Genomic DNA, 18203 nt, shown 5'->3' with positions numbered 1-18203 from the left:
TACAGGGTTGCGATCGCTAGCTGGGGCTAAAACTTAGCTCAGTGATGGGAATGGTTTCGGGCTGGTCGGGAATCGTAAACCAGAATGACGATCCTTGGCCGAGTTGAGATTGCACCCCGATCGAGCCACCGTGACGCTCGATAATTTTCCGACAGATGGCTAACCCAATGCCAGTCCCTTCATATTCTTCACGGTTATGGAGTCTTTGGAAAATATTAAAAATTCGCTCGCTATATTGTGGGTCAATTCCAATGCCATTATCAATGACCTGAAAACGCCAATGATGTTCTTCGTGATTGGCAGTAATGGTAATGACAGGATTGGATTTGCCCCGAAATTTTAGGGCATTGCCAATGAGATTTTGAAAAAGCTGTGCCAATTGCATGGAATCGGCCAAAACAATGGGCAAATTTTTAGCCTGAATAGTAGCCTGATTATCTTGAATTGCTAGTCGTAAATTATTAAGTACGATCTCAATAATCTGGCTGCAATCAACCGGTTCTAGGGTTCGGCCGCGAGTTTCCACTCTGGAATAGGCCAAAAGATCTCGAATCAATTGGCGCATTCGTTGGCCGCTGTCGATGATGAATTGCAAATATTCTTGGGCGTTTTGATCAAGTTGGGGGGCGCATTCTTCCGTGAGCATTTCTGAGAAGGCAATGATGCCACGCAGGGGTTCTTGCAAGTCATGGGAAGCGACGTAGGCAAATTGCTGGAGCTGTTCGTTGGAGCGCCGCAATCCTTCAATGGCTCTGGTGCGTTCTTCAAGGAGGTGGGCTTGGTAAAGGGCAATGCTCAGTTGTCCGGCCAGTTGTTGCAACAGGTCAATTTCAAAGGAAGTCCAATGCCTTGGCCCCTGACATTGCTGAAGGCACAGCAGCCCCAACAGAATGGTGGCCGGTTGTAGCCGATCGGTCAGCACTTCCGGGGGCACAAATCCAAGGGCACTGGGATTGAAGTGAACGGCGGCGATGGTGACGGGGACGATCACTTGGCTACGAATGCTGAGGCTGTCGATGCAACTGCGCTGCTCGGGGGACAGTTGCAGTTGGGTGAGGTCGTCTTCGCAGGAAATTTGCCCCTGCCAGTAGCGATCGAGGTTGGGGTGGGTGTTGTCTAGGTTGAGGGTGCAACACCAGGTGTGGCTGGGGTCGATCGCCCCGAAGGGCTGGGCGATGGCTTCGGCGGCGATCGATCCGTTGCCGTCCGCTTGGCAACGGTAGAACATCACGCGATCGGCTTTGAGGGTTTTTTGCAGTTCGCTGACCGTGCGCCCCAAGATCACTTGAATATCCAAAGATTGGCGAATTTTGAAGGCGATCGAGGCGAGCAGTTGCCGATAGCGGTTTTGGTTGTTGCGCTGGAGGGCGGCTTCTCGCTCTTGGGTAATGTCGCGGGCGCTGCCCAGGAGCTTAATCACGCGGTTCCAGGCATCGCGGATGGGAACTAAGCTGGTGTGCCAAATTCGCTGTTTACCCCGAATCATCAGCTCTTCTTCGCAACGGATGGTGTCCCGGCCGGCAACACAGGCTCGAAACCGAGCAATGATCGGCGTGGCACAACTGGGGGGAAACAGGTCTTGGGGCGATCGGCCGATGATGTGGGTGGCGCGGTGTTCCAAGGCCCGTTCAAAGGCGGGGTTCACGGTTTCGTAGGTGAACCGTCCGTCTGGGTGGACATTGACCAAAAAAATTCGTTCGTCTGATCGCTCAAAAATGCTGGAGTAGAGCGCTTCTGAGGCTCGCAGCCGATCTTGGGTGGCTTGGCGATCGTACCAGGCATAGATGGTGTCCCCAATGGTTTGCAGAATTTGCAGGTCTTGGGCTAACCAGGAACGCGCTTGATGAACACAAAGCACCAAGGCTCCCCAGAGGGCATCCCGGCGATCGTGAATGGCGGCAATGAGCACGGAGTTGGCCCCCAAGCAATTGAGCCACTCGGTCACGGCGGAATCTTCCGATTGCAGGGCCTGTCGGGATTCAATCACCACGGCTCGATCGCGCCCTAATTGCTCAGTCCAAAGGGGCGGCAAATGGCCGCCAAGGCGGTTAAAGTCTCGTACCACGGGCATTTGATTCTCTTCATGCCACTCGCAGGCCAGGTTCAAAAGGGGGCGTTCCATGGGCCCATGGAGCAGCAAGACCCGATCGGCCAACATGGCTCGCCCCACCGCTTCCAAAACAGACCCAAACCGCACATCATCATCGGCAGTCACCAACAGACGCGCCACATAGGCCACCACACTTTCCAGGCTGAGGCGATAGCGCAAGTCTGCCTCAACCCGCTTGCGATCGCTCACATCCCGAATGGCCACGGCATAGGCCGGCTCCCCCAACCACTCGATCGGGGACACATTCAAATCGCCCACGCCCACGGAACCATCGGGGTGCAGAATATCAATTTCTGTGGTTTTCTCGGAGCCGATTGGAATCCCAAGGTGCTCGCCCACCAACTGTTCCGGCGATCGCCCAAAAAGCTGACAGGCCGCCGGGTTGGCATAGTCAATTCGCCCCTCGCGGTTCACAATCACGATCCCATCGATCGTGTGATCCAACACCTGATCCAAGACCGCTAACCAAGATTGGGATGCAGCTTGAGACCAATCGGCTGCTCCCAAGGCTGGCAGGCGATCACCTTGAATAGCCGTAATTTCGCCCTCAGTGGGCACTATTTTCGGCCTGTTGCCCTCGGCACTCGGGGCGAGCGGCATGGCAACCGTCTCGATCGAGTTTTCGGGGTTAATTTCAGGGTTAACTCCGGGGCTGGTATCAACGTTAATTTCGGGGTTAATTTCGGGGCGAATTTCAGGATCAGAGCTGGTTTCCGGTCCAATTTCCGGTTCAATCTCAGGTCTAATTTCAGGGCCGGTTAATAAACTCTCAGCGGCCATCCCGGCCCGATCGCTGCTAGGGCCCGAAAAAATGCCCCCCAAGGCAATTCTCAAGCCAGGTAGCACGGTGGTTGACGGCACTCTGGGCCGCTGACCGGCGGGGTTGGCCGGTGAAGCTTGCGGTTGCCAGCCCATTGGCGCGGATGATGGCAACCCGATCGTCAATTCTGAATCATCACTGGGCTGCAATCCTGATTCTGAACTGGCTGCCAAGTCCGCTATCCATGGGGCGATCGGATGGGTGGAGTCATTATCTTCCCGATCGCGGTCTTCCCGATCGCAACTGGCCGTGGCGAGCAGGGGTTGCTCGATCGAAGGCAACCCTGGGGCGCAATTGATGACCACACCGGGGATGATGCCCGGAGTTGCCCCCGTCTTCGAGTGAGAAGCTGGGTTAATCGTCGAGTTTTCGATCGGGCTTGCGATCGGGCCGCTGGCTAATTGGGTTCCTGAATTTGGTTTCTCCGCACTGGCCCGCACAATCACCGCAGCCGAATCCGCGATTTCACCCATTTCTTCCGCAAAAGGAGCCGCCAACGCCAACTGCCGCTCCCAATTGGCCAACACCCCTTGCACCAACCGCAACGATCGCCCCAACCGGATCAGGCCTCCCGTCGCCGCCAACGCCGACCACACCAAAGCATCCAGCGCACCCGCCTCAATGGCCGCCACCTCCGCAGCGGGCGAGTCCACCAACACCACCAACAAGCGGGCGATCGAAACCTGATATTGTTCATCAACCATCCCGGACAAGGGCATTGCAACCGGTGACCCAGAGGGGAGCAAACACCGCCACAACGGCTCTCCCTGCTCATTCACCACCGCCCCATCCACCACCAACAACCCCGTTGGCCACAGGGAACTATCATTCGCCAACCATTGCTGCTGGGCGATCGCCCCGTCAACGATCGAAGCGGCCTGGGCCCAGTGCGTATCCACCTGCGCCAGCCACTGCACCACCTGCTCTGCCCGATCGCGATCGGCACAGACTACCGTTGTTGGCAAAACCCGATATTCCATCTCCCAATGGTACGCAGAACCGCCAATCGCGTGCTGCAACCTCAAACACCCAAATTAGACTTCAATCACACCACAAATTTTGCCAACTATCAATCTTGGCAGCTATTGTTAACGACCATGCTCCCAAATGCTTTCAGTGGTTAAATGAACCATGAATGCCGATCAAGGGCTAGCGAAAGTCAGCAACTTTCCAGTTCTTGATGCGCCATTCCTCCGCTCTTGTGAACTTTCACTCTTCTTTAGACTTTTTCCTCAGAGCCATGGCCGAATCTCTCGCGCTGATTGACGATGACAACTGGGCTGCCAACTTAGAGCAAGTGATTCGTAATGCTCAAGATGGCGATACCATCATTGTTCCCAACTTCTCAGTTCAAGCCCTTGCTGAACGAGCCAAGGATGAATTATATCCTGATAAATTACTGCTCTTTGTGGTTCCAGAAACTGCCAACTCCGAAGCCAGCAATTAAGAGCAATTAATCTAACTTCATCAAACACTAATCAACAGTCCGTGCAAAATCAATTCAGGAACTTACAGAAACTTAATTGCTCCAAAGCATTCATTTAAGTATCCAGTCAGTTATTGATCTGCTTGATTGTGTTGGATGACTTGATTATGTTTGATGACTTGATTGCGTTTGGTGATGCGTTGGGCTTAGGCCAGAACCAGAGCAACTGTGGCCAAATCGTTTGCAAAACCAAGGCGGTTCCCGATCGCCAGTGGTCGGGAGCCGCCTGTTGTTGTTTGAGGATTTGTAACCGGTGACTCAGCGATCGCCAGTAGGCGATCGAGAACCCCGCCAAATAGGTGGCCAAAATCAAACCCAAACCATGCTGAATGAAAAACTGAATGAGAAAACTTTCCCAGTGATGCCCAAGAATCATCGGAATGGCGACACGATTGCTAATAGTTACTCAATGAGTTCAAAATCTTGAAGAAATTTTGACAAAACTGAGCAAGCCCATTATATCGGAAGGCTAGATATCGTGAGGCCACATATTCCAGGGGCAGATGGTGCAGGGTCAGATATCACGGGACGCAAGCAAGCTAGATATCCAAAAGCTCAGGAGCAAACTAATTGCTCAACCCATTATTGCTCAACCCATTACCGAACTAATTTGCGCAACTGAGCCAGCCACGGCGCACAGCATGAACAATTCGATCGATTGCAGCCAAATCTTCGAGATCTAACGAGCAGCTCAACAGAGCACGGGACAGACCCCAGCGATCGCTCATGGTCAAGCACCGGGATTCCCAAACACGCGAAAACAGTTCTGCCAACATATCTTTGTAGAACCAGGTTGTTTGCGACATGTCTGTGAACCTCCCAGGGCATTTCAGAATTGGATTGCTAACAAAAAATTCGATGTTGATGTATCGGGTTTCAGTGCTCAGTGCCATGATCTTTGGAGTTGGTTAAGGGTTGGCGAAACAGGACAAAAGCCAGCTATGGGAGACAACTAATTTTTAAGAGTGATGAAGGCACTGGGCACTTGCGAATTAGTTATCTCGATGACATTAAATATGCCGTGATTTTGGCTTGAACGTTGTGATTCATCTGTAATTCAAGCCGTGATTATTTCCCCGCAATCGCGTGACGAAAGCCCATGATTGTGGGTGGTAATTTCACAGGCCAAGCGTGATCCACCGACAGAGGTGCTGTGATCCCGATCGCCCGGTGATCCCCCGCCGGGGCCCAACCCCTTGGGGCCGCCACCTCTTGCCCGCTGCCAACCGCAATGCCCATCGCCCATCTGGGATGATTGAGAAGGCTCGTTTGGATTCCGAGATCACCAATGCCTTTCGCCGATTCCTTCAGCCTGGGTTCAAGCTTCACCGCGCGATCGCCCCGGAGCAGTCACACCTTGGCTCAACTTCCATGCATTTCTGGGCAACCGCGATCGCGTCAAAACTTACAGAATCACGGCCAGCCCCTGCGTTATCACGGGCTAAGGGGCGATCGACTCCAACCCCCGAGCCTCGGCCAGCGATCGCCCAACCCGATTCACCCTTTATTGGCCCAACCCCGAAAGCCCATGACTCGGCCCACGCATCCGCCTATGAATGTGGACTCCTACGATCCAGGGGACTTTTACGATGAGATGTTTGCCGGCCCCGGTCAGCCCCGCCCCGAAGCTCAATTTTTGGTCGATCGCCTCCGATCGCTATCGGCCGCCGAGGTAAGCCAACGCCAAGAAGCAGCTCAAATTGCCCTCTTCCGGCAGGGGGTCACCTTCAATGTGTATGGAGCCAGCGAAGGTGTTGAGCGAGCCTTTCCCTTCGATATCATTCCGCGCATTATTAACGCCCAAGAATGGCAAACCCTCGAACAGGGTCTGAAACAGCGAATTCATGCCCTGAATTGCTTTTTACAGGATATCTATAGCGACCAAAAAATTATTTCAGATGGTATTTTGCCCCACGATTTAATCGAATCAGCCAAGGGCTTCTTGCAGCCTTGCATGGGATTGCAGCCCCCCAAGGGCATTTGGTGCCACGTGACCGGAACCGACTTGGTGCGCGATCGCCAAGGGCAGTTTTATGTGCTCGAAGATAACCTGCGCTGCCCGTCGGGCATTTCCTACGTTTTGGAAAATCGGCGCGTGATGAAAAGCACCTTCCCTAAGGTCTTTGAAAACGCCAACATTCAGGCAGTGGATGAATATCCGTCGCGATTATTGGAAACGCTGCTGAACCTTACGCCTGATCGCCTGGCCAATCCCACCGTCGTTGTGCTCACGCCGGGAATCTACAATTCCGCCTATTTCGAGCATTCTTTCCTGGCTCAACAAATGGGCGTGGAACTGGTGGAGGGGCGAGACCTAGTGGTGGCCGATGGTTATTTGCAAATGCAAACTACCAAAGGCCTGCAACGGGTGGATGCCATTTATCGGCGGATTGACGACGACTTCATCGATCCTCAGGTGTTTCGCCCCGATTCTATGTTGGGCGTGCCTGGGCTAACGGATGTGTATCGATCGGGACGAGTGGCGATCGCCAATGCGCTGGGAACCGGCGTGGCCGACGACAAGGCAGTTTATGCCTACGTGCCCAAAATGATTCGCTACTACCTGAATGAAGAGGCCATGATCCCCAACGTGCCCACCTATCTTTGTTGGGAACCGGCGGACTTGACCTATGTGCTGGAACATTTGGATTCATTGGTGGTCAAGGCGGCCAACGAATCCGGGGGCTATGGCATGTTGATTGGCCCCCAATCCACCGCCGAACAACAGGCCGATTTTGCCGATCGAATCCGGGCCAACCCCCGCAACTACATCGCCCAACCCACCCTCTGTCTGTCGCGGGTTCCCACCCTGCTCGATGGGGAGTTTGAGGGCTGCCATGTGGATTTGCGCCCCTATGTTCTCTACGGGGAGGATATCTATGTGCATCCCGGCGGTCTGACACGGGTGGCCCTGCGTCGGGGATCGCTGGTGGTCAACTCTTCCCAAGGGGGCGGCTCCAAGGACACTTGGGTGTTGATGGATTAGGCATTGCAATCGAAAAAAATCACCCAACCGATCGGGCTGGGTGACTCTTGAATTGCCTTTTTGGCACGGGATCCAGAAACCTGAATCCCAAATTTGCATAGAAGTGGGGAATCTGGCCCCAACGAACCTAAGCTTGGCGAGAGTAGTACTCAACCACCAGCAGTTCGTTGATTTGCAGCGCCACCCACTCGCGATCGATTACGCTGTTCACCTTGCCGGTCAACTTTTCCTTGTCAAATTCCAGGTGGCTGGGCATGTTGGCCAAACCGGGGAATTGCAGGTTGTTTTCCACAATTTTGCGCGATTGATCTTTCGGCCGCACCGTAACCACGTCCCCAGGACGGCACTGGTAGCTAGCCACGTCCACGCGCCGGCCGTTGACCATGATGTGGCCATGGTTCACCAACTGACGAGCGGCGGGAATGGTGGGAGCCATGCCCAAACGGAACACGGTGTTATCTAGGCGCATTTCCAGCAGTTGCAACAGCACCGTTCCCGTGGAACCGGCTGCCCGACGAGCTTTCCGAACGTAGCGCAACATTTGGCGCTCGCTGACACCATAGTTAAACCGCAGCTTTTGCTTTTCTTCCAAGCGCACGGCATATTCCGAACGCTTTTTGCGGTTTTGGCCATGTTGTCCGGGCGGGTAGGCACGCTTGGCACTCTTGCGGGTCAAACCCGGCAGCTCGCCCAAACGACGCACAATGCGGAGACGCGGACCTCTGTATCGAGACATAACTAAGACTTTAGATTCCTTTCCTTGTTGCGGTTTTTGCGCCTAATCGACAACGGGAAGGACGGTTGGAGATCAAGCAACGCAAGCTTCTGAGCCAGAAAGCTTATGACAAACGTGCCAGCCGCGGCATACGTTTCCAGACTGACCAGTATACAGGTATTGGCGCGATCGCCCTAATGTTTTGCGCAAAATTCCCGCGCATTTTTTGCGTGGCAACGGCGCAGTCATACGGGCTGAATTTTTGGGGCCATTGCTTGGCGGACTTGGATGATTCTGTTGGCTGGGCCGATCAATCCAAAATCGCCCGGGCTGATCGGTGGTTTGGCCCTGGATTGTGGATCCCTGTGCGATCGACCGGTGAGGTGGCCGCCGGATTCCGGTGAGTCTCGGGCTAGGATAGGACAATTGCGAATGCCGGGCGATCGCCCCAAGGGGCCAGGCCCTCGCGCCGATTTCCCATCATCCGATTGCAAACTGCCCGATCGGGTCTGTCAACCAGGTTCCTTCTGAATCCTTCCCCCGTTTGCCCATGCAACAAGATCCACCCTCATTGCCCACGGAGGTGATCGTCACCCACCCTCGTGAGTCCCTCGGTGATGTGCAACTTGATTGGCATCCTCAGCCCGGCAGCTACTTAGACTTGGCCGGCAAGACCTACGCAGTCTTGGAACGACACCATCGCTATCAACTGCGATCGGGCCGCTACCATCTCTACAAGATTGCGTTGCATGTACAGGCAACCCAGCGCCCCTCGGAGCAAAATTTCTTTGAAGGTCAATGGATCATTGGCGATCCGCGCTGTCGATTCAATGCGCGATCGGAACTGCTCCGTTGTGCCGTGAACCCGTCGGGCCCCTGCTTGGGCTGTCGCTCCTTTGAACTGATTCCTAAGCGGGCCTAATGATCCAGATGATCAAGCCCCATTCAGCCTAGCTGGGTTGAGCTGTCTGGGCCTAAATCATGGGGGGATCCCGCAGTTGGCGAGATCCCCCCCAAATGTTCAAGCGGCAGTTCAGGGCTCGGCCTCAAAGCACTAGCTTCAAAATGCCAGTTTTAAAACGCCAACTTTAAAACGCTACCCTTAAAACTCCAACTGCCGATCCCGATCGCGGTAAAAATTCGGCTCCGATTCTGGGCCACCTTGCATCCGAGCTTTGGCCTTGGCGGCACTGCGCTTCAGGGATTGCAGTCGCGATTCATACCGGCTGCGCAATTTCTTTTTGGGGGTTTGTTCCACCAGAGTTTTCAGGGCGCTGCCCAAACTTTTGTAGGCATTGGGCAAGGAATAGCCAAACCGAGCGGCTAGGGCGATCGCCTTTTCATCGGCCTCGATCGACTCTTTCAGTTGTCGATCGCTGTTGTTTTTCTGATAGAGCCGCCAGCCAGACACCCCACACAGCCCCAAGGCCAACAGCAGCAACAGGCCGTCTTGTACCCACAGTTCACCCACCGCACCGCCTAGCCCGATCGCCAGGGCCGCCATTTCCCAGCCGTCGCGCGGGATGGTGTCGTTTTGAATGCGGGCCACCTCGTGCCAAAACAGCAAATTGCGCTGATCCTTCGCGAATTGCTCCCAGGCCACCAAATCCACCTGAATTTCCACCTGATCCTTGCCGATTTCTTCGCAACGAATCAGGGGCGGATTCACGTCCATGGCCTTTTCAACGGTTACCCAGCTCTGTAGCTCAGGGGGCAACAGGCTTTTGAGTCGTCGAAGTTCGCTGAGATCCGATCGAGCTGTGGAAAACGAGGTCATTGCAACTGGTATCCAAACCGAAAAAGCACCGGAAACAACCCGAATCTAGCTGGGGAGAGCAACCCACCCCGGCATCCGTCGATCAACTGTTCTAAGGTTCTGGGCAAGGTTCTGGACAATGGCGATCGCACCCTGGGCTGGTGGCTCCGTTTAATGGGAATTAATGGAAACCAAGCCATCGATCACTGGGGAACCTTGTCCGGCTCTGGCTGATCAGGGGCCCATGCCAACTTGCGGAACAGTGCTCGTTGATTGGTGATCTGATCGGGTATTTGCAGTATATCGCGCCCCGTTTCCGGCTCCCGGTCGCCAATCGCACATCTTCAGCGGTTGCCATGGGGTTCTGCCACGGTTCCACCACCATTGGCCAGGGTTCGATCGGGTGGGGCGCTGGGCTGGATTGTGCCACTGGCAACCCTAACCGCTGATTCCCATTGACCAGACCCTAATCAGCAAAAACGCCCTTGTGCCAAGCGACAAGAGCGTTCCCAATCAACAGGCAGCCAAAATTACATCGACGAACCAAGACCGACGTAAGCGCCATAGAAAAACAAACCGACAACACCGATGACACCAATACCGGCGATCGTGCCGACAACCCACAGGGGAATTCGTCCGCCTCCAGACACAGCCGTGACCTCCTTAGTAAGGAAATAGGGTTTGATGAGGACGCGCCACTAGAGCGCATCACACTGATAGTTTCCCCAGCTCAGGGCTGGAGGATGTTGATCATTCGTTGATCATTCGTTGACCATTCAACGATCATTCAACGAATGCTTCATCAATTCAGCAGCCAATCAGCAGCCAAGGCTTAAGCCGGAGCTTAAGTGCTTGCGCGGCTCAGTTGACCAGCCTAGTTGAAGAAGTAGCTGGACATCAAAATGCCAATCACGAAAATAAACAGCAGACCTAGATAGAGCGAAGTCCGGTTCAGCTCTACGGGTTGCTTGTTGGGGTTAGGGCTACGTTCCACAGTGACAATCTCCTAGCGCTGAATGAACTGCATGGCCGCGATCGCGCCCAGGAAGAACACCGTCGGTACTGCCAGTGCGTGAACTGACAACCAACGAACGGTAAAAATCGGGTAAACAACGGGCTGGTTGGGATTCTGCGTCGCCATGATTGTTAAAAACGCTCAATAACTACTTCTGCAAGAACTGATCAATCTGAGTCTTAGCGCCTTGACGGATTTGCACGATCGGCACTTCGGTGCGCGTCTCGGTGAAGTATGCGTTGGGGCGGGGCGTTCCGAATGCGTCGTAGGCCAAGCCCGTGCTGACAAACAACCAACCAGCGATAAACAGAGCCGGGATGGTGATGCTGTGGATGACCCAATAGCGGATGCTCGTTACGATGTCCGAAAACGGACGCTCACCAGTTGATCCAGATGACATAGTCTCTTTAGTCTTCTCTCAATGGAAAATTAAACAAGAGCTAGCGGCTTGCCCAATCATTCAACCCGGAAACCGCTGAGTTTTGGGAACTTCAGCGACGGCCGGAGAATGGGCAATTGCTGGTTTCCATGATACAGAACGGGGGAAAAACTCCACAAGCCAATCCTGGGCGATCGAGCTTTTTGCGAGGGGCGGCGGGGATCGGGCGATCGCTGGGGATGCGTCTCGCGATTGTCATGAACCGGCACATGAACCGGCACATGAACCGATGCAGAAACCGGCGACTAATCCACCAGCGATCGAGCACCAACAACGCTCCCGGCCGCAACTCACCGAAAATCGATGGGCAAAGCCGCGATCGCCTTAGCTGGCAGCCGGAGCTGCGGTATTGAGCTTGGCTGTGTCATAGCGCAAGATTACGCCGTTTTGGCCCAGCACAAAGCCCTGATCCTGCCCAAAGAACAGAATTCGGTAGAAATTGGAGGGCACATCGCCGACGGCGCGATCCTTCTGCCAGGTTTTGCCACCGTCATAGCTGGCGAGCAAATCGCCGCTCCCCCCAGTAATCCACAGTTCCTGATCATTGCGATAGGCCAAGTCCAGCAGCCCAAGGCTGTTGCGCAGTTCGGGGCTGGTGGTGGCGGCCCAGGTTTCCACATCGGTGGGACTGCTGAATTGCACCTGGCCCCCGCGTGCGAGAGACCACAGGCGATCGTCAGGGCCAAAGCCCATGTTTTGCAGACGGCGCGAGCTGTTGCGGTTGTGTTGCTGCCAAGCTTCATCGCCAGGAGTCCAGGTGGAGTAGTAGCTCCCCCGCGAGGAAACGGAGACGTATTTACCGCTGCTCGATCGGGAAACGTTGCGCACCACCCCGATCGACTCTTGCACCATGGCTTTCCAGTTGCGGCCGCCGTCTGTGGTGCGGTAAATGGCTCCCAAGTCGGTCATCATTTCGGCCTGCTGGGATCCCAAAGCCACAATCAAGCGTGGATCGCCGGGCAGTTGGTTGCTGAGGGGAATTTCCGACCAGGTTTTACCCTCATCGGTGGTATGCAGCAGGATGGCGGGCTTACCGACAATCCAGCCCTCCTTGCCCGAGAAACTCACGGACTCCAAGTTATAGGGCGAGTCACCCAAATCCAGGGACTTATCGGCCCAAGTTTTACCACCGTCGGTGGTTTCCAGGATGGTGGCCCCTTTACCCACCATCCAGCCGTGGGGCCCCTTGCCCACCAGGGTCACATCCAACATGGTTTGTTCGGTGGGCAGGTTAATCACCTCCCAGGGGTTGGCCGCTACGGAGTCAATTTTGCGAGCGGTGCAGCCCACGCAAAGCAGGGCCGCAAACAGGACAGGCAATAATTTGGGGAATAGATTACGAAGCCAGTGGGTCATGGGATGAATGGGATGATGAGGTGACCGGAATCGAGAGTTTCGGTGCGGTCTGAAAGGGGTGCTCAGCGGGAATTAGCCAAGGGAGCTGCCTTGGGCTAATTCAGACCATAAAAGCTCAGGAGCAACAGAATTCCCAGGCCCAAAACGCTGAAAATGAGGACGTTTTTTGCACCGGGAGTGAGGGTGTTAACCCCAATGCCGTAGCCGAGGTTTTCGTCAAATCCGGAGGCTTTGCCGGCGGGGCCGATGCTTTTGAATTGATATTTTTTCACGCCACAAACGGGACAGCGCCAATTTTCAGGCAGGGTCTCGAAGGGGGTGTTGGGGGCCACGTTCCGACGCTCATCCCCCTTGCCGGGTTCGTAGACATAGCCACAGGAGCGGCATTCATAGCGATCGGGCGGGGCGGGGGCGGCCGGTTCCGAGGAGGTGGCCTCGATCGCGCTGGAGTCGGCAGCCGCGATCGATTCGATCGGTGAGTCCTCTGGTGGATGAGTCATGGGTTGCGACAGGAAGCGTGAAGATCGAAACGACGGGAATTCAACCGAGCCGATCGAGGTCAGGACTCGATCGGATTTAGCCCCATGGAGCCGGGCACAGGCCCATGCTCCGCCACCGTTAACCTGGGCTAGTTAACGTGGGCTAATTACTGGGATTAAAAGATTGTCTTAACGATTATCGCACAGGCGCGATCGCCCCTCTGGTCTAGGCTCTGGGGCGATCGACCCTGCGCAAAATCCCCGAAAAAGCCATCAAATCCCCAGCATCCAAAGTTTTCATCGATTCGTTCATGTCAGAATAATGAGCGCCAGCTTCCAGCAGCTTCCAGCAAGTGATGGCCAGCCCTTGGGTTGGCAAACCCTGGGTGAATCCGACCCCAGGTTGGGAAAAAAGGCGCTGATCCCCGCTTTAGAGTTCTCCAGCAGTACCCCCAGATATGTTTACGCTGAGTGGCTATGAATACTTTCTAGGCTTCCTGCTGCTTTGCGGCATTGTGCCTGTGCTTGCCCTAGGTGCTTCTGCCGTTGTGCGCCCCAAGCGTCCTGGCAAGGAACGGCGCACGACCTACGAATCAGGGATGGAGCCGATCGGCGGAGCTTGGATTCAGTTCAATATCCGTTACTACATGTTTGCACTGGTTTTCGTGGTCTTTGACGTGGAAACCGTGTTTCTATACCCCTGGGCGGTGGCTTTTAGCCGCTTGGGTCTGTTGGCTTTCATTGAGGCCCTGGTCTTCATTGCCATCCTGGTCATTGCCCTTGTTTATGCCTGGCGCAAAGGAGCGTTGGAATGGTCGTAACACCGAACCCTAACCCGATCGAGTCCGTAGGTCGCCCGCAGATCACGCAAGATCTGTCGGAAAACGTGATTTTGACCACGGTGGATGACCTCTACAACTGGGCGAAGTTGTCGAGTTTGTGGCCGATGCTCTATGGCACGGCCTGTTGCTTCATTGAATTTGCAGCCCTGATTGGCTCCCGTTTTGACTTTGACCGCTTTGGACTGGTGCCCCGCTCCAGCCCGCGCCAGGCGGATTTGTTGATCACCGCCGGAACGATCACCATGAAAATGGCTCCGGCCCTGGTGCGCTTGTATGAGCAAATGCCAGAGCCGAAATATGTGATCGCCATGGGCGCTTGCACGATCACGGGTGGCATGTTCAGCGTGGACTCACCTTCGGCCGTGCGCGGTGTGGATAAGTTGATTCCGGTGGATGTGTATCTGCCCGGTTGCCCGCCCCGTCCGGAAGCGATCGTGGATGCGATTATCAAGCTGCGCAAAAAGGTGGCCAATGAGTCGCTGGCGGAGCGCGGAGCCACGGCCCAAACCAACCGCTACTACACGATCGACCACCAAATGAAGCCAACTTCGCCGATTTTGACCGGTCGCTATTTGCAAGAGCCGGGCCGACAAGCCCCGCCCAAGAGCCTGACCGACGCGATCGGGCTGCCCGTGCCGCCCGCGCTGTTGACCGATCGGGCCAAACAGGAAGCTTAGGAGACGCAACGCATGGCCGACGAAACCCAACCCACCGATCTCGCCACCAACGAAGCCGGTGCGATCGCCCTCAAAGGGGACATTTCCCAATGGCTGACCAGCAACGGCTTCGGTAACGAACTGCTGGAAATCGATGATTTGGGCGTGGAAGTGATCAAGGTCGATCGGGACAAATGGCTCCCGATCGCCACCGCCCTCTACGCCTACGGGTTTAATTACCTCCAATGTCAGTGTGCCTACGACCTGGGCCCCGGTGAAGACCTCGTGAGTCTTTATCACCTGGTGCAGGTGGCCGACAACGTGACCAAGCCCAAGGAAGTGCGTGTCAAGGTGTTCCTGCCGCGTGCCAATCCAACCGTAGCCTCGGTCTACTGGATCTGGAAAGGCGCTGACTGGCAAGAACGCGAAGCCTACGACATGTACGGCATTGTCTACGAAGGTCACCCAAGCCTGAAGCGGATTCTGATGCCAGAAGATTGGGTGGGCTGGCCCTTGCGCAAGGACTATATCTCGCCGGACTTCTACGAACTTCAGGATGCCTATTAGGCCGTCCCAATCAACGATACTCAAAGCCCTCGGATCGCGATTTGATCGATCCGAGGGCTTTGCAGCATATGGGGAATAATCAAAAGGTTGAAAAATCAAAAAGTTGAAAACACTCGCTGATCGGCTACACAAGAGCCACGCAAATATAACCGGCTAGTTGGGCAAGCTATTGCGATTTGCGCCGTCCCGCGCCTGATTTTGGTTATTTGCCGGAGTGCCGCCACGCTGGTTGTTAGGGCGATTGTTCGATCGCCCCGGAGCCTGGCCAGCACCGGGTGTGCCAAAGCGAGCCGACTGCACCGCTCCTGTATTACCCAGCTTCCGTTCTGTGCCCTCGTTGTAGCTCAGGAATGTCCCTCCCGCATTGCCCGTCACCACCACCACATTGCGCTGACCCGTCACCAAACGCTGGGTTCCTTCGGGCAAGACCCCTTCATAGGTCACCTTGCCATCGGTCAGAATTCGCACCCAAGAGCGGGCCGTGAGCCGCACATTCACCCGCACTGGGGCGATCGGGGCCAGATTGAGCCGCTGTGGAAAGCGAATTTGGCTAGCAATTCCCTGAGCCACCAACACCCCGTCACCGCCGCTGGCTAGGGCTGGAACGGGCGATCGCGCAGGACTGCTGGTCGCAGCAGGGCGGGGCGACTGGGCCGCCGTACGCCTCGGCGAAGGCGTGGGGGTCGTGGCACGAGGACTCGGACTCGTGGTTGGCTTCGGTGTGGCAGAAGCCGTAGGAGTCGGGCTGGGCGAAGGGCTAGGTGACGGACTGGGGCTAGGAGTCGGTGAAGGGCTGGGGCTAGGGGTAGGAGTCGGTGAAGGACTGGGGGTAGGAGTCGGTGAAGGGCTAGGCGAAGGCGTGGGGCTAGGTGAAGGGCTAGCGGCCGCCGTCGGGCGAGCTGGGGTACTGGGGCTGGCAGTCGATCGGGGAGTAGGCGTAACCGCCGGGCTGGGTGAAGCAACCGGCGGCTGCACAATCACCGTGCTGGGGGCCGGCTGGCTTTGGCGCAACAGGGCCGACAGACCCAACACCGACGCAATCAGGACACCGATATACAGCATCACCAAATGGGCCGGCTTGAGCTGGGGAGCCGGAATCACCGACAGCACCCGTTGAGAACGCACGGGGACTATGCCATTTTGCAGCGGATATTCCTGGGCAATTTCGGAACCATCCAACCCCAAAGCCGTGGCGTACTTGGCAATAAACCCGCGCACATAAACCGGCTCGGGCAGCGAGGACGAATCGGCCGCCTCAAGTGCTTGCAGGATACGACGTTGAATTTTGGTGGTTGCCGCGACGGACTCGATCGTTAAGCCTTGGCTTTCGCGACATTCCCGCAGTCGAGCGCCGATTTCAACAAGGCGCTCAACTTGGGGCGAGTCAGCAGGCATCGTGCTGTCGTTCATATCCTTGTGGCTGCTGCGGTGCGTGATGCGGCGGAACGGGGAGGAGTTGGAAGATTGTACCGAGAGTTGGGGAGACGAAGACTCGTGACTATCCTAGCGACCGAGAGGCCATCTTGCGAAGGTTTAGACAACCACCATCAGAATTTTGAGGTCAGATTTTTGAGGTCAGAATCTTGAGGATGGTATTTGGGTCTGAGATTAGGATTGTCCCATGGGCTGGGTCTTGACCGATACCGCTCGCGACGCTTTTGGGAATTCAAGGGGAATTCCGGCCAGCATGATGATCAATCATGATCAATCGACGGGGAATGAGTCGGACTGGGATTAATGGGCTGATCCTAAGCCGGACTGGCGGCGCAACTGCTGAATTTCAGCGTCTGTCAGATGCCGATAAGTGCCGATCGGCAGCTCTTGACCCTGCTTTGATTTCAGGGTGAGCGAACCAATAGTAATACGGTGCAACTTTATCACCGGATGACCGAATAATTCGGCCATGCGTCGAATTTGCCGATTTCGACCTTCCACCAAAGTGATTTCCAGTTCCGTGCGATCGCCCTGGGGGTGATGCCCGCGCCCTTGCACCTCGCGGACTTGGGCCGGCAGCGTTGGGCGGCCATCCAATAAAATGCCCTGTCGCCATTGCGCCAACACTTGGGCGCTGGGCTGTCCCTGCACCCACACGCGATAGGTTTTGGGTTGGTGAAACCGAGGATGGGTGAGGGCGTGGGTCAGTTCCCCATCGTTGGTTAACAACAAGGCCCCAGTGGAATCCCAATCTAAGCGGCCCACGGGGTGCAGTCCCGTTTGTTCAACGAGCGATCGGGGAAGTAAATCCAACACGGTTCGCCGCTGTCGATCGTCTGCACAAGCCGACAGCACCCGAGCGGGCTTATTCAACAGTAGATAGATCAGTGTGGGGCGATCGGCTGGATGAACGGGCCGACCATCAACCTCAATGTGATCCACTGCGAGATTGACCACACAGCCCAATTGCGCCACCTGGCCGTTGACCCGCACTCGCCCTTCCGTAATCCAAACTTCCGCATGGCGACGGGAAGCCAAGCCCCATTGGGACAATACCTTTTGCAACCGTTGCCCAGCTTGGGGCGTGATCGCGTGGGGGGTAGCCGTTGCCCCTGGGGCGATCGGCTGGGTCAAGTCAGAGGCGGACGATCGGGCAGGGACAGTAGGACGGCGGCGACGACTCACGGGCGGGATGCTGAGGTTGGGGTAGGTGATGGGGTTGGGGTGGGTGATGGGGGCGGTTCGCAGCCTATCGTATGGCCCCGCAGCCAATCCAGCGCCCCTTGAGGACTGGGAATGGTATTGGTTTCCAGGGTGGCGATCGTCCAAGGATCATCAAGCTGCTGCGATTGCCCCAAGGAAACCCCAAACCAGCGCCCGGAAACCGCCGCCTGGGTGCAAGCTGTTGTTTGGGGAATTTTGGCCGTGGTGCTCGATCGCGGTAGCAACAGAAGCTGCAAACCAACCACGGTCATTAGGGTGGTGATCGCAAGGCTGAGATTGTTTCGCATGTCGATCGCACCTCAAAACGCAGGACTCCAA

21 protein-coding genes are annotated in these 18203 nt (G+C 55.8%); 6 read left to right on the top strand and 15 right to left on the bottom strand.

The genetic code is table 11. The annotated features are described in order from the left end of the window. Positions 1 to 16: 16 nt before the first annotated feature. Positions 17 to 3910 (bottom strand): PAS domain-containing protein, encoded by a 3894-nt coding sequence (locus H6G52_RS15885; protein WP_190529553.1) that lies wholly within the window; start codon positions 3908 to 3910, stop codon positions 17 to 19. Between the two features lie 260 nt (positions 3911 to 4170). Between H6G52_RS15885 and H6G52_RS15880 the strand changes: the two genes are divergently transcribed. Next, positions 4171 to 4377: a hypothetical protein gene (locus H6G52_RS15880; RefSeq protein WP_099534287.1), complete on the top strand. Its 207-nt coding sequence runs from the start codon at positions 4171 to 4173 to the stop codon at positions 4375 to 4377. Positions 4378 to 4483: 106 nt separating this feature from the next. Here H6G52_RS15880 and H6G52_RS15875 read toward each other — a convergent pair whose 3' ends face one another. The 3 genes from H6G52_RS15875 to H6G52_RS15865 form a co-directional block, all read right to left on the bottom strand. Continuing rightward, the gene (locus tag H6G52_RS15875) at positions 4484 to 4792 is read right to left on the bottom strand and encodes a hypothetical protein (RefSeq protein ID WP_190529552.1); all 309 of its coding nucleotides are present in this window, start codon (positions 4790 to 4792) and stop codon (positions 4484 to 4486) included. Positions 4793 to 5021: 229 nt separating this feature from the next. Beyond that, the gene (locus H6G52_RS15870) at positions 5022 to 5222 is read right to left on the bottom strand and encodes a hypothetical protein (protein WP_099534289.1); all 201 of its coding nucleotides are present in this window, start codon (positions 5220 to 5222) and stop codon (positions 5022 to 5024) included. Between the two features lie 262 nt (positions 5223 to 5484). Further along, entirely contained in the window at positions 5485 to 5655 is a 171-nt protein-coding gene (locus H6G52_RS15865) for a hypothetical protein (protein WP_158234487.1), read from the bottom strand. 313 nt (positions 5656 to 5968) lie between these two features. Here H6G52_RS15865 and H6G52_RS15860 point away from each other — a divergent pair, with 313 nt between their 5' ends. Further along, entirely contained in the window at positions 5969 to 7402 is a 1434-nt protein-coding gene (locus H6G52_RS15860; protein WP_190529611.1) for a circularly permuted type 2 ATP-grasp protein, read from the top strand. Positions 7403 to 7529: 127 nt separating this feature from the next. Here the strand turns inward: H6G52_RS15860 and rpsD are convergent, their stop codons facing one another. Continuing rightward, positions 7530 to 8138: a 30S ribosomal protein S4 gene (rpsD, locus tag H6G52_RS15855; RefSeq protein WP_099534291.1), complete on the bottom strand. Its 609-nt coding sequence runs from the start codon at positions 8136 to 8138 to the stop codon at positions 7530 to 7532. Between the two features lie 529 nt (positions 8139 to 8667). Between rpsD and H6G52_RS15850 the strand changes: the two genes are divergently transcribed. Continuing rightward, positions 8668 to 9039 (top strand): DUF6464 family protein, encoded by a 372-nt coding sequence (locus H6G52_RS15850; protein WP_099534293.1) that lies wholly within the window; start codon positions 8668 to 8670, stop codon positions 9037 to 9039. A 180-nt stretch (positions 9040 to 9219) separates the two neighbouring features. Here the strand turns inward: H6G52_RS15850 and H6G52_RS15845 are convergent, their stop codons facing one another. The 7 genes from H6G52_RS15845 to H6G52_RS15815 form a co-directional block, all read right to left on the bottom strand. Beyond that, on the bottom strand, positions 9220 to 9894 hold the full coding sequence (locus H6G52_RS15845) for a DUF3318 domain-containing protein (RefSeq protein WP_099534294.1): 675 nt from the start codon (positions 9892 to 9894) through the stop codon (positions 9220 to 9222). Positions 9895 to 10403: 509 nt separating this feature from the next. Continuing rightward, on the bottom strand, positions 10404 to 10523 hold the full coding sequence (locus H6G52_RS15840) for a photosystem II reaction center protein J (RefSeq protein ID WP_099534295.1): 120 nt from the start codon (positions 10521 to 10523) through the stop codon (positions 10404 to 10406). Between the two features lie 224 nt (positions 10524 to 10747). Beyond that, positions 10748 to 10867, bottom strand: a complete 120-nt coding sequence (locus H6G52_RS15835) for a photosystem II reaction center protein L (protein ID WP_099534296.1) — start codon at positions 10865 to 10867, stop codon at positions 10748 to 10750. Between the two features lie 12 nt (positions 10868 to 10879). After that, positions 10880 to 11014 carry a cytochrome b559 subunit beta gene (gene psbF / locus H6G52_RS15830; protein WP_099534297.1) on the bottom strand — a complete coding sequence of 45 codons (135 nt, stop codon included), beginning with the start codon at positions 11012 to 11014 and terminating at the stop codon, positions 10880 to 10882. 22 nt (positions 11015 to 11036) lie between these two features. Next, positions 11037 to 11288 (bottom strand): cytochrome b559 subunit alpha, encoded by a 252-nt coding sequence (gene psbE, locus H6G52_RS15825; RefSeq protein ID WP_099534298.1) that lies wholly within the window; start codon positions 11286 to 11288, stop codon positions 11037 to 11039. Between the two features lie 363 nt (positions 11289 to 11651). Next, positions 11652 to 12683 carry a photosynthesis system II assembly factor Ycf48 gene (locus tag H6G52_RS15820; protein ID WP_190529551.1) on the bottom strand — a complete coding sequence of 344 codons (1032 nt, stop codon included), beginning with the start codon at positions 12681 to 12683 and terminating at the stop codon, positions 11652 to 11654. A 95-nt stretch (positions 12684 to 12778) separates the two neighbouring features. Next, positions 12779 to 13183 (bottom strand): rubredoxin, encoded by a 405-nt coding sequence (locus H6G52_RS15815; protein ID WP_190529550.1) that lies wholly within the window; start codon positions 13181 to 13183, stop codon positions 12779 to 12781. 437 nt (positions 13184 to 13620) lie between these two features. On the opposite strand from H6G52_RS15815, the gene ndhC reads away from it, so the two are divergent. From ndhC to H6G52_RS15800, 3 genes are read left to right on the top strand one after another with little or no spacing between them, the layout of a single operon-like run. Continuing rightward, positions 13621 to 13983 (top strand): photosynthetic/respiratory NAD(P)H-quinone oxidoreductase subunit C, encoded by a 363-nt coding sequence (gene ndhC, locus H6G52_RS15810; protein ID WP_099534302.1) that lies wholly within the window; start codon positions 13621 to 13623, stop codon positions 13981 to 13983. Continuing rightward, on the top strand, positions 13974 to 14681 hold the full coding sequence (locus H6G52_RS15805) for an NADH dehydrogenase subunit K (protein WP_099534303.1): 708 nt from the start codon (positions 13974 to 13976) through the stop codon (positions 14679 to 14681). Before ndhC ends, H6G52_RS15805 begins: the two co-directional genes overlap by 10 nt. 12 nt (positions 14682 to 14693) lie before the next feature. Further along, the gene (locus H6G52_RS15800) at positions 14694 to 15227 is read left to right on the top strand and encodes an NAD(P)H-quinone oxidoreductase subunit J (protein WP_099534304.1); all 534 of its coding nucleotides are present in this window, start codon (positions 14694 to 14696) and stop codon (positions 15225 to 15227) included. 153 nt (positions 15228 to 15380) lie between these two features. Here H6G52_RS15800 and H6G52_RS15795 read toward each other — a convergent pair whose 3' ends face one another. The 3 genes from H6G52_RS15795 to H6G52_RS15785 form a co-directional block, all read right to left on the bottom strand. Then, positions 15381 to 16637, bottom strand: a complete 1257-nt coding sequence (locus H6G52_RS15795) for a helix-turn-helix domain-containing protein (protein WP_190529549.1) — start codon at positions 16635 to 16637, stop codon at positions 15381 to 15383. 324 nt (positions 16638 to 16961) lie between these two features. Then, positions 16962 to 17750: a pseudouridine synthase gene (locus H6G52_RS15790; protein ID WP_190529609.1), complete on the bottom strand. Its 789-nt coding sequence runs from the start codon at positions 17748 to 17750 to the stop codon at positions 16962 to 16964. Positions 17751 to 17842: 92 nt separating this feature from the next. After that, positions 17843 to 18172, bottom strand: coding sequence for a hypothetical protein (locus tag H6G52_RS15785; RefSeq protein WP_190529548.1), 330 nt, complete (start codon positions 18170 to 18172; stop codon positions 17843 to 17845). Between the last annotated feature and the right edge of the window lie 31 nt (positions 18173 to 18203).

Source organism: Limnothrix sp. FACHB-881 (assembly GCF_014698135.1).
Taxonomy (GTDB): domain Bacteria; phylum Cyanobacteriota; class Cyanobacteriia; order CACIAM-69d; family CACIAM-69d; genus CACIAM-69d.
The sequence above is the reverse complement of the archived record's forward strand: the minus strand, read 5'-3'. Positions and strand labels throughout refer to the sequence as shown.

Coding starts and splice junctions, on each gene's coding strand:
- H6G52_RS15885 (WP_190529553.1), bottom strand. CDS start 3,910: ATGGAATATCGGGTTTTGCCAACAACGGTAGTCTGTGCCGATCGCGAT.
- H6G52_RS15880 (WP_099534287.1), top strand. CDS start 4,171: ATGGCCGAATCTCTCGCGCTGATTGACGATGACAACTGGGCTGCCAAC.
- H6G52_RS15875 (WP_190529552.1), bottom strand. CDS start 4,792: ATGATTCTTGGGCATCACTGGGAAAGTTTTCTCATTCAGTTTTTCATT.
- H6G52_RS15870 (WP_099534289.1), bottom strand. CDS start 5,222: ATGTCGCAAACAACCTGGTTCTACAAAGATATGTTGGCAGAACTGTTT.
- H6G52_RS15865 (WP_158234487.1), bottom strand. CDS start 5,655: ATGGGCATTGCGGTTGGCAGCGGGCAAGAGGTGGCGGCCCCAAGGGGT.
- H6G52_RS15860 (WP_190529611.1), top strand. CDS start 5,969: ATGAATGTGGACTCCTACGATCCAGGGGACTTTTACGATGAGATGTTT.
- rpsD (WP_099534291.1), bottom strand. CDS start 8,138: ATGTCTCGATACAGAGGTCCGCGTCTCCGCATTGTGCGTCGTTTGGGC.
- H6G52_RS15850 (WP_099534293.1), top strand. CDS start 8,668: ATGCAACAAGATCCACCCTCATTGCCCACGGAGGTGATCGTCACCCAC.
- H6G52_RS15845 (WP_099534294.1), bottom strand. CDS start 9,894: ATGACCTCGTTTTCCACAGCTCGATCGGATCTCAGCGAACTTCGACGA.
- psbF (WP_099534297.1), bottom strand. CDS start 11,014: ATGGCGACGCAGAATCCCAACCAGCCCGTTGTTTACCCGATTTTTACC.
- psbE (WP_099534298.1), bottom strand. CDS start 11,288: ATGTCATCTGGATCAACTGGTGAGCGTCCGTTTTCGGACATCGTAACG.
- H6G52_RS15820 (WP_190529551.1), bottom strand. CDS start 12,683: ATGACCCACTGGCTTCGTAATCTATTCCCCAAATTATTGCCTGTCCTG.
- H6G52_RS15815 (WP_190529550.1), bottom strand. CDS start 13,183: ATGACTCATCCACCAGAGGACTCACCGATCGAATCGATCGCGGCTGCC.
- ndhC (WP_099534302.1), top strand. CDS start 13,621: ATGTTTACGCTGAGTGGCTATGAATACTTTCTAGGCTTCCTGCTGCTT.
- H6G52_RS15805 (WP_099534303.1), top strand. CDS start 13,974: ATGGTCGTAACACCGAACCCTAACCCGATCGAGTCCGTAGGTCGCCCG.
- H6G52_RS15800 (WP_099534304.1), top strand. CDS start 14,694: ATGGCCGACGAAACCCAACCCACCGATCTCGCCACCAACGAAGCCGGT.
- H6G52_RS15795 (WP_190529549.1), bottom strand. CDS start 16,637: ATGAACGACAGCACGATGCCTGCTGACTCGCCCCAAGTTGAGCGCCTT.
- H6G52_RS15785 (WP_190529548.1), bottom strand. CDS start 18,172: ATGCGAAACAATCTCAGCCTTGCGATCACCACCCTAATGACCGTGGTT.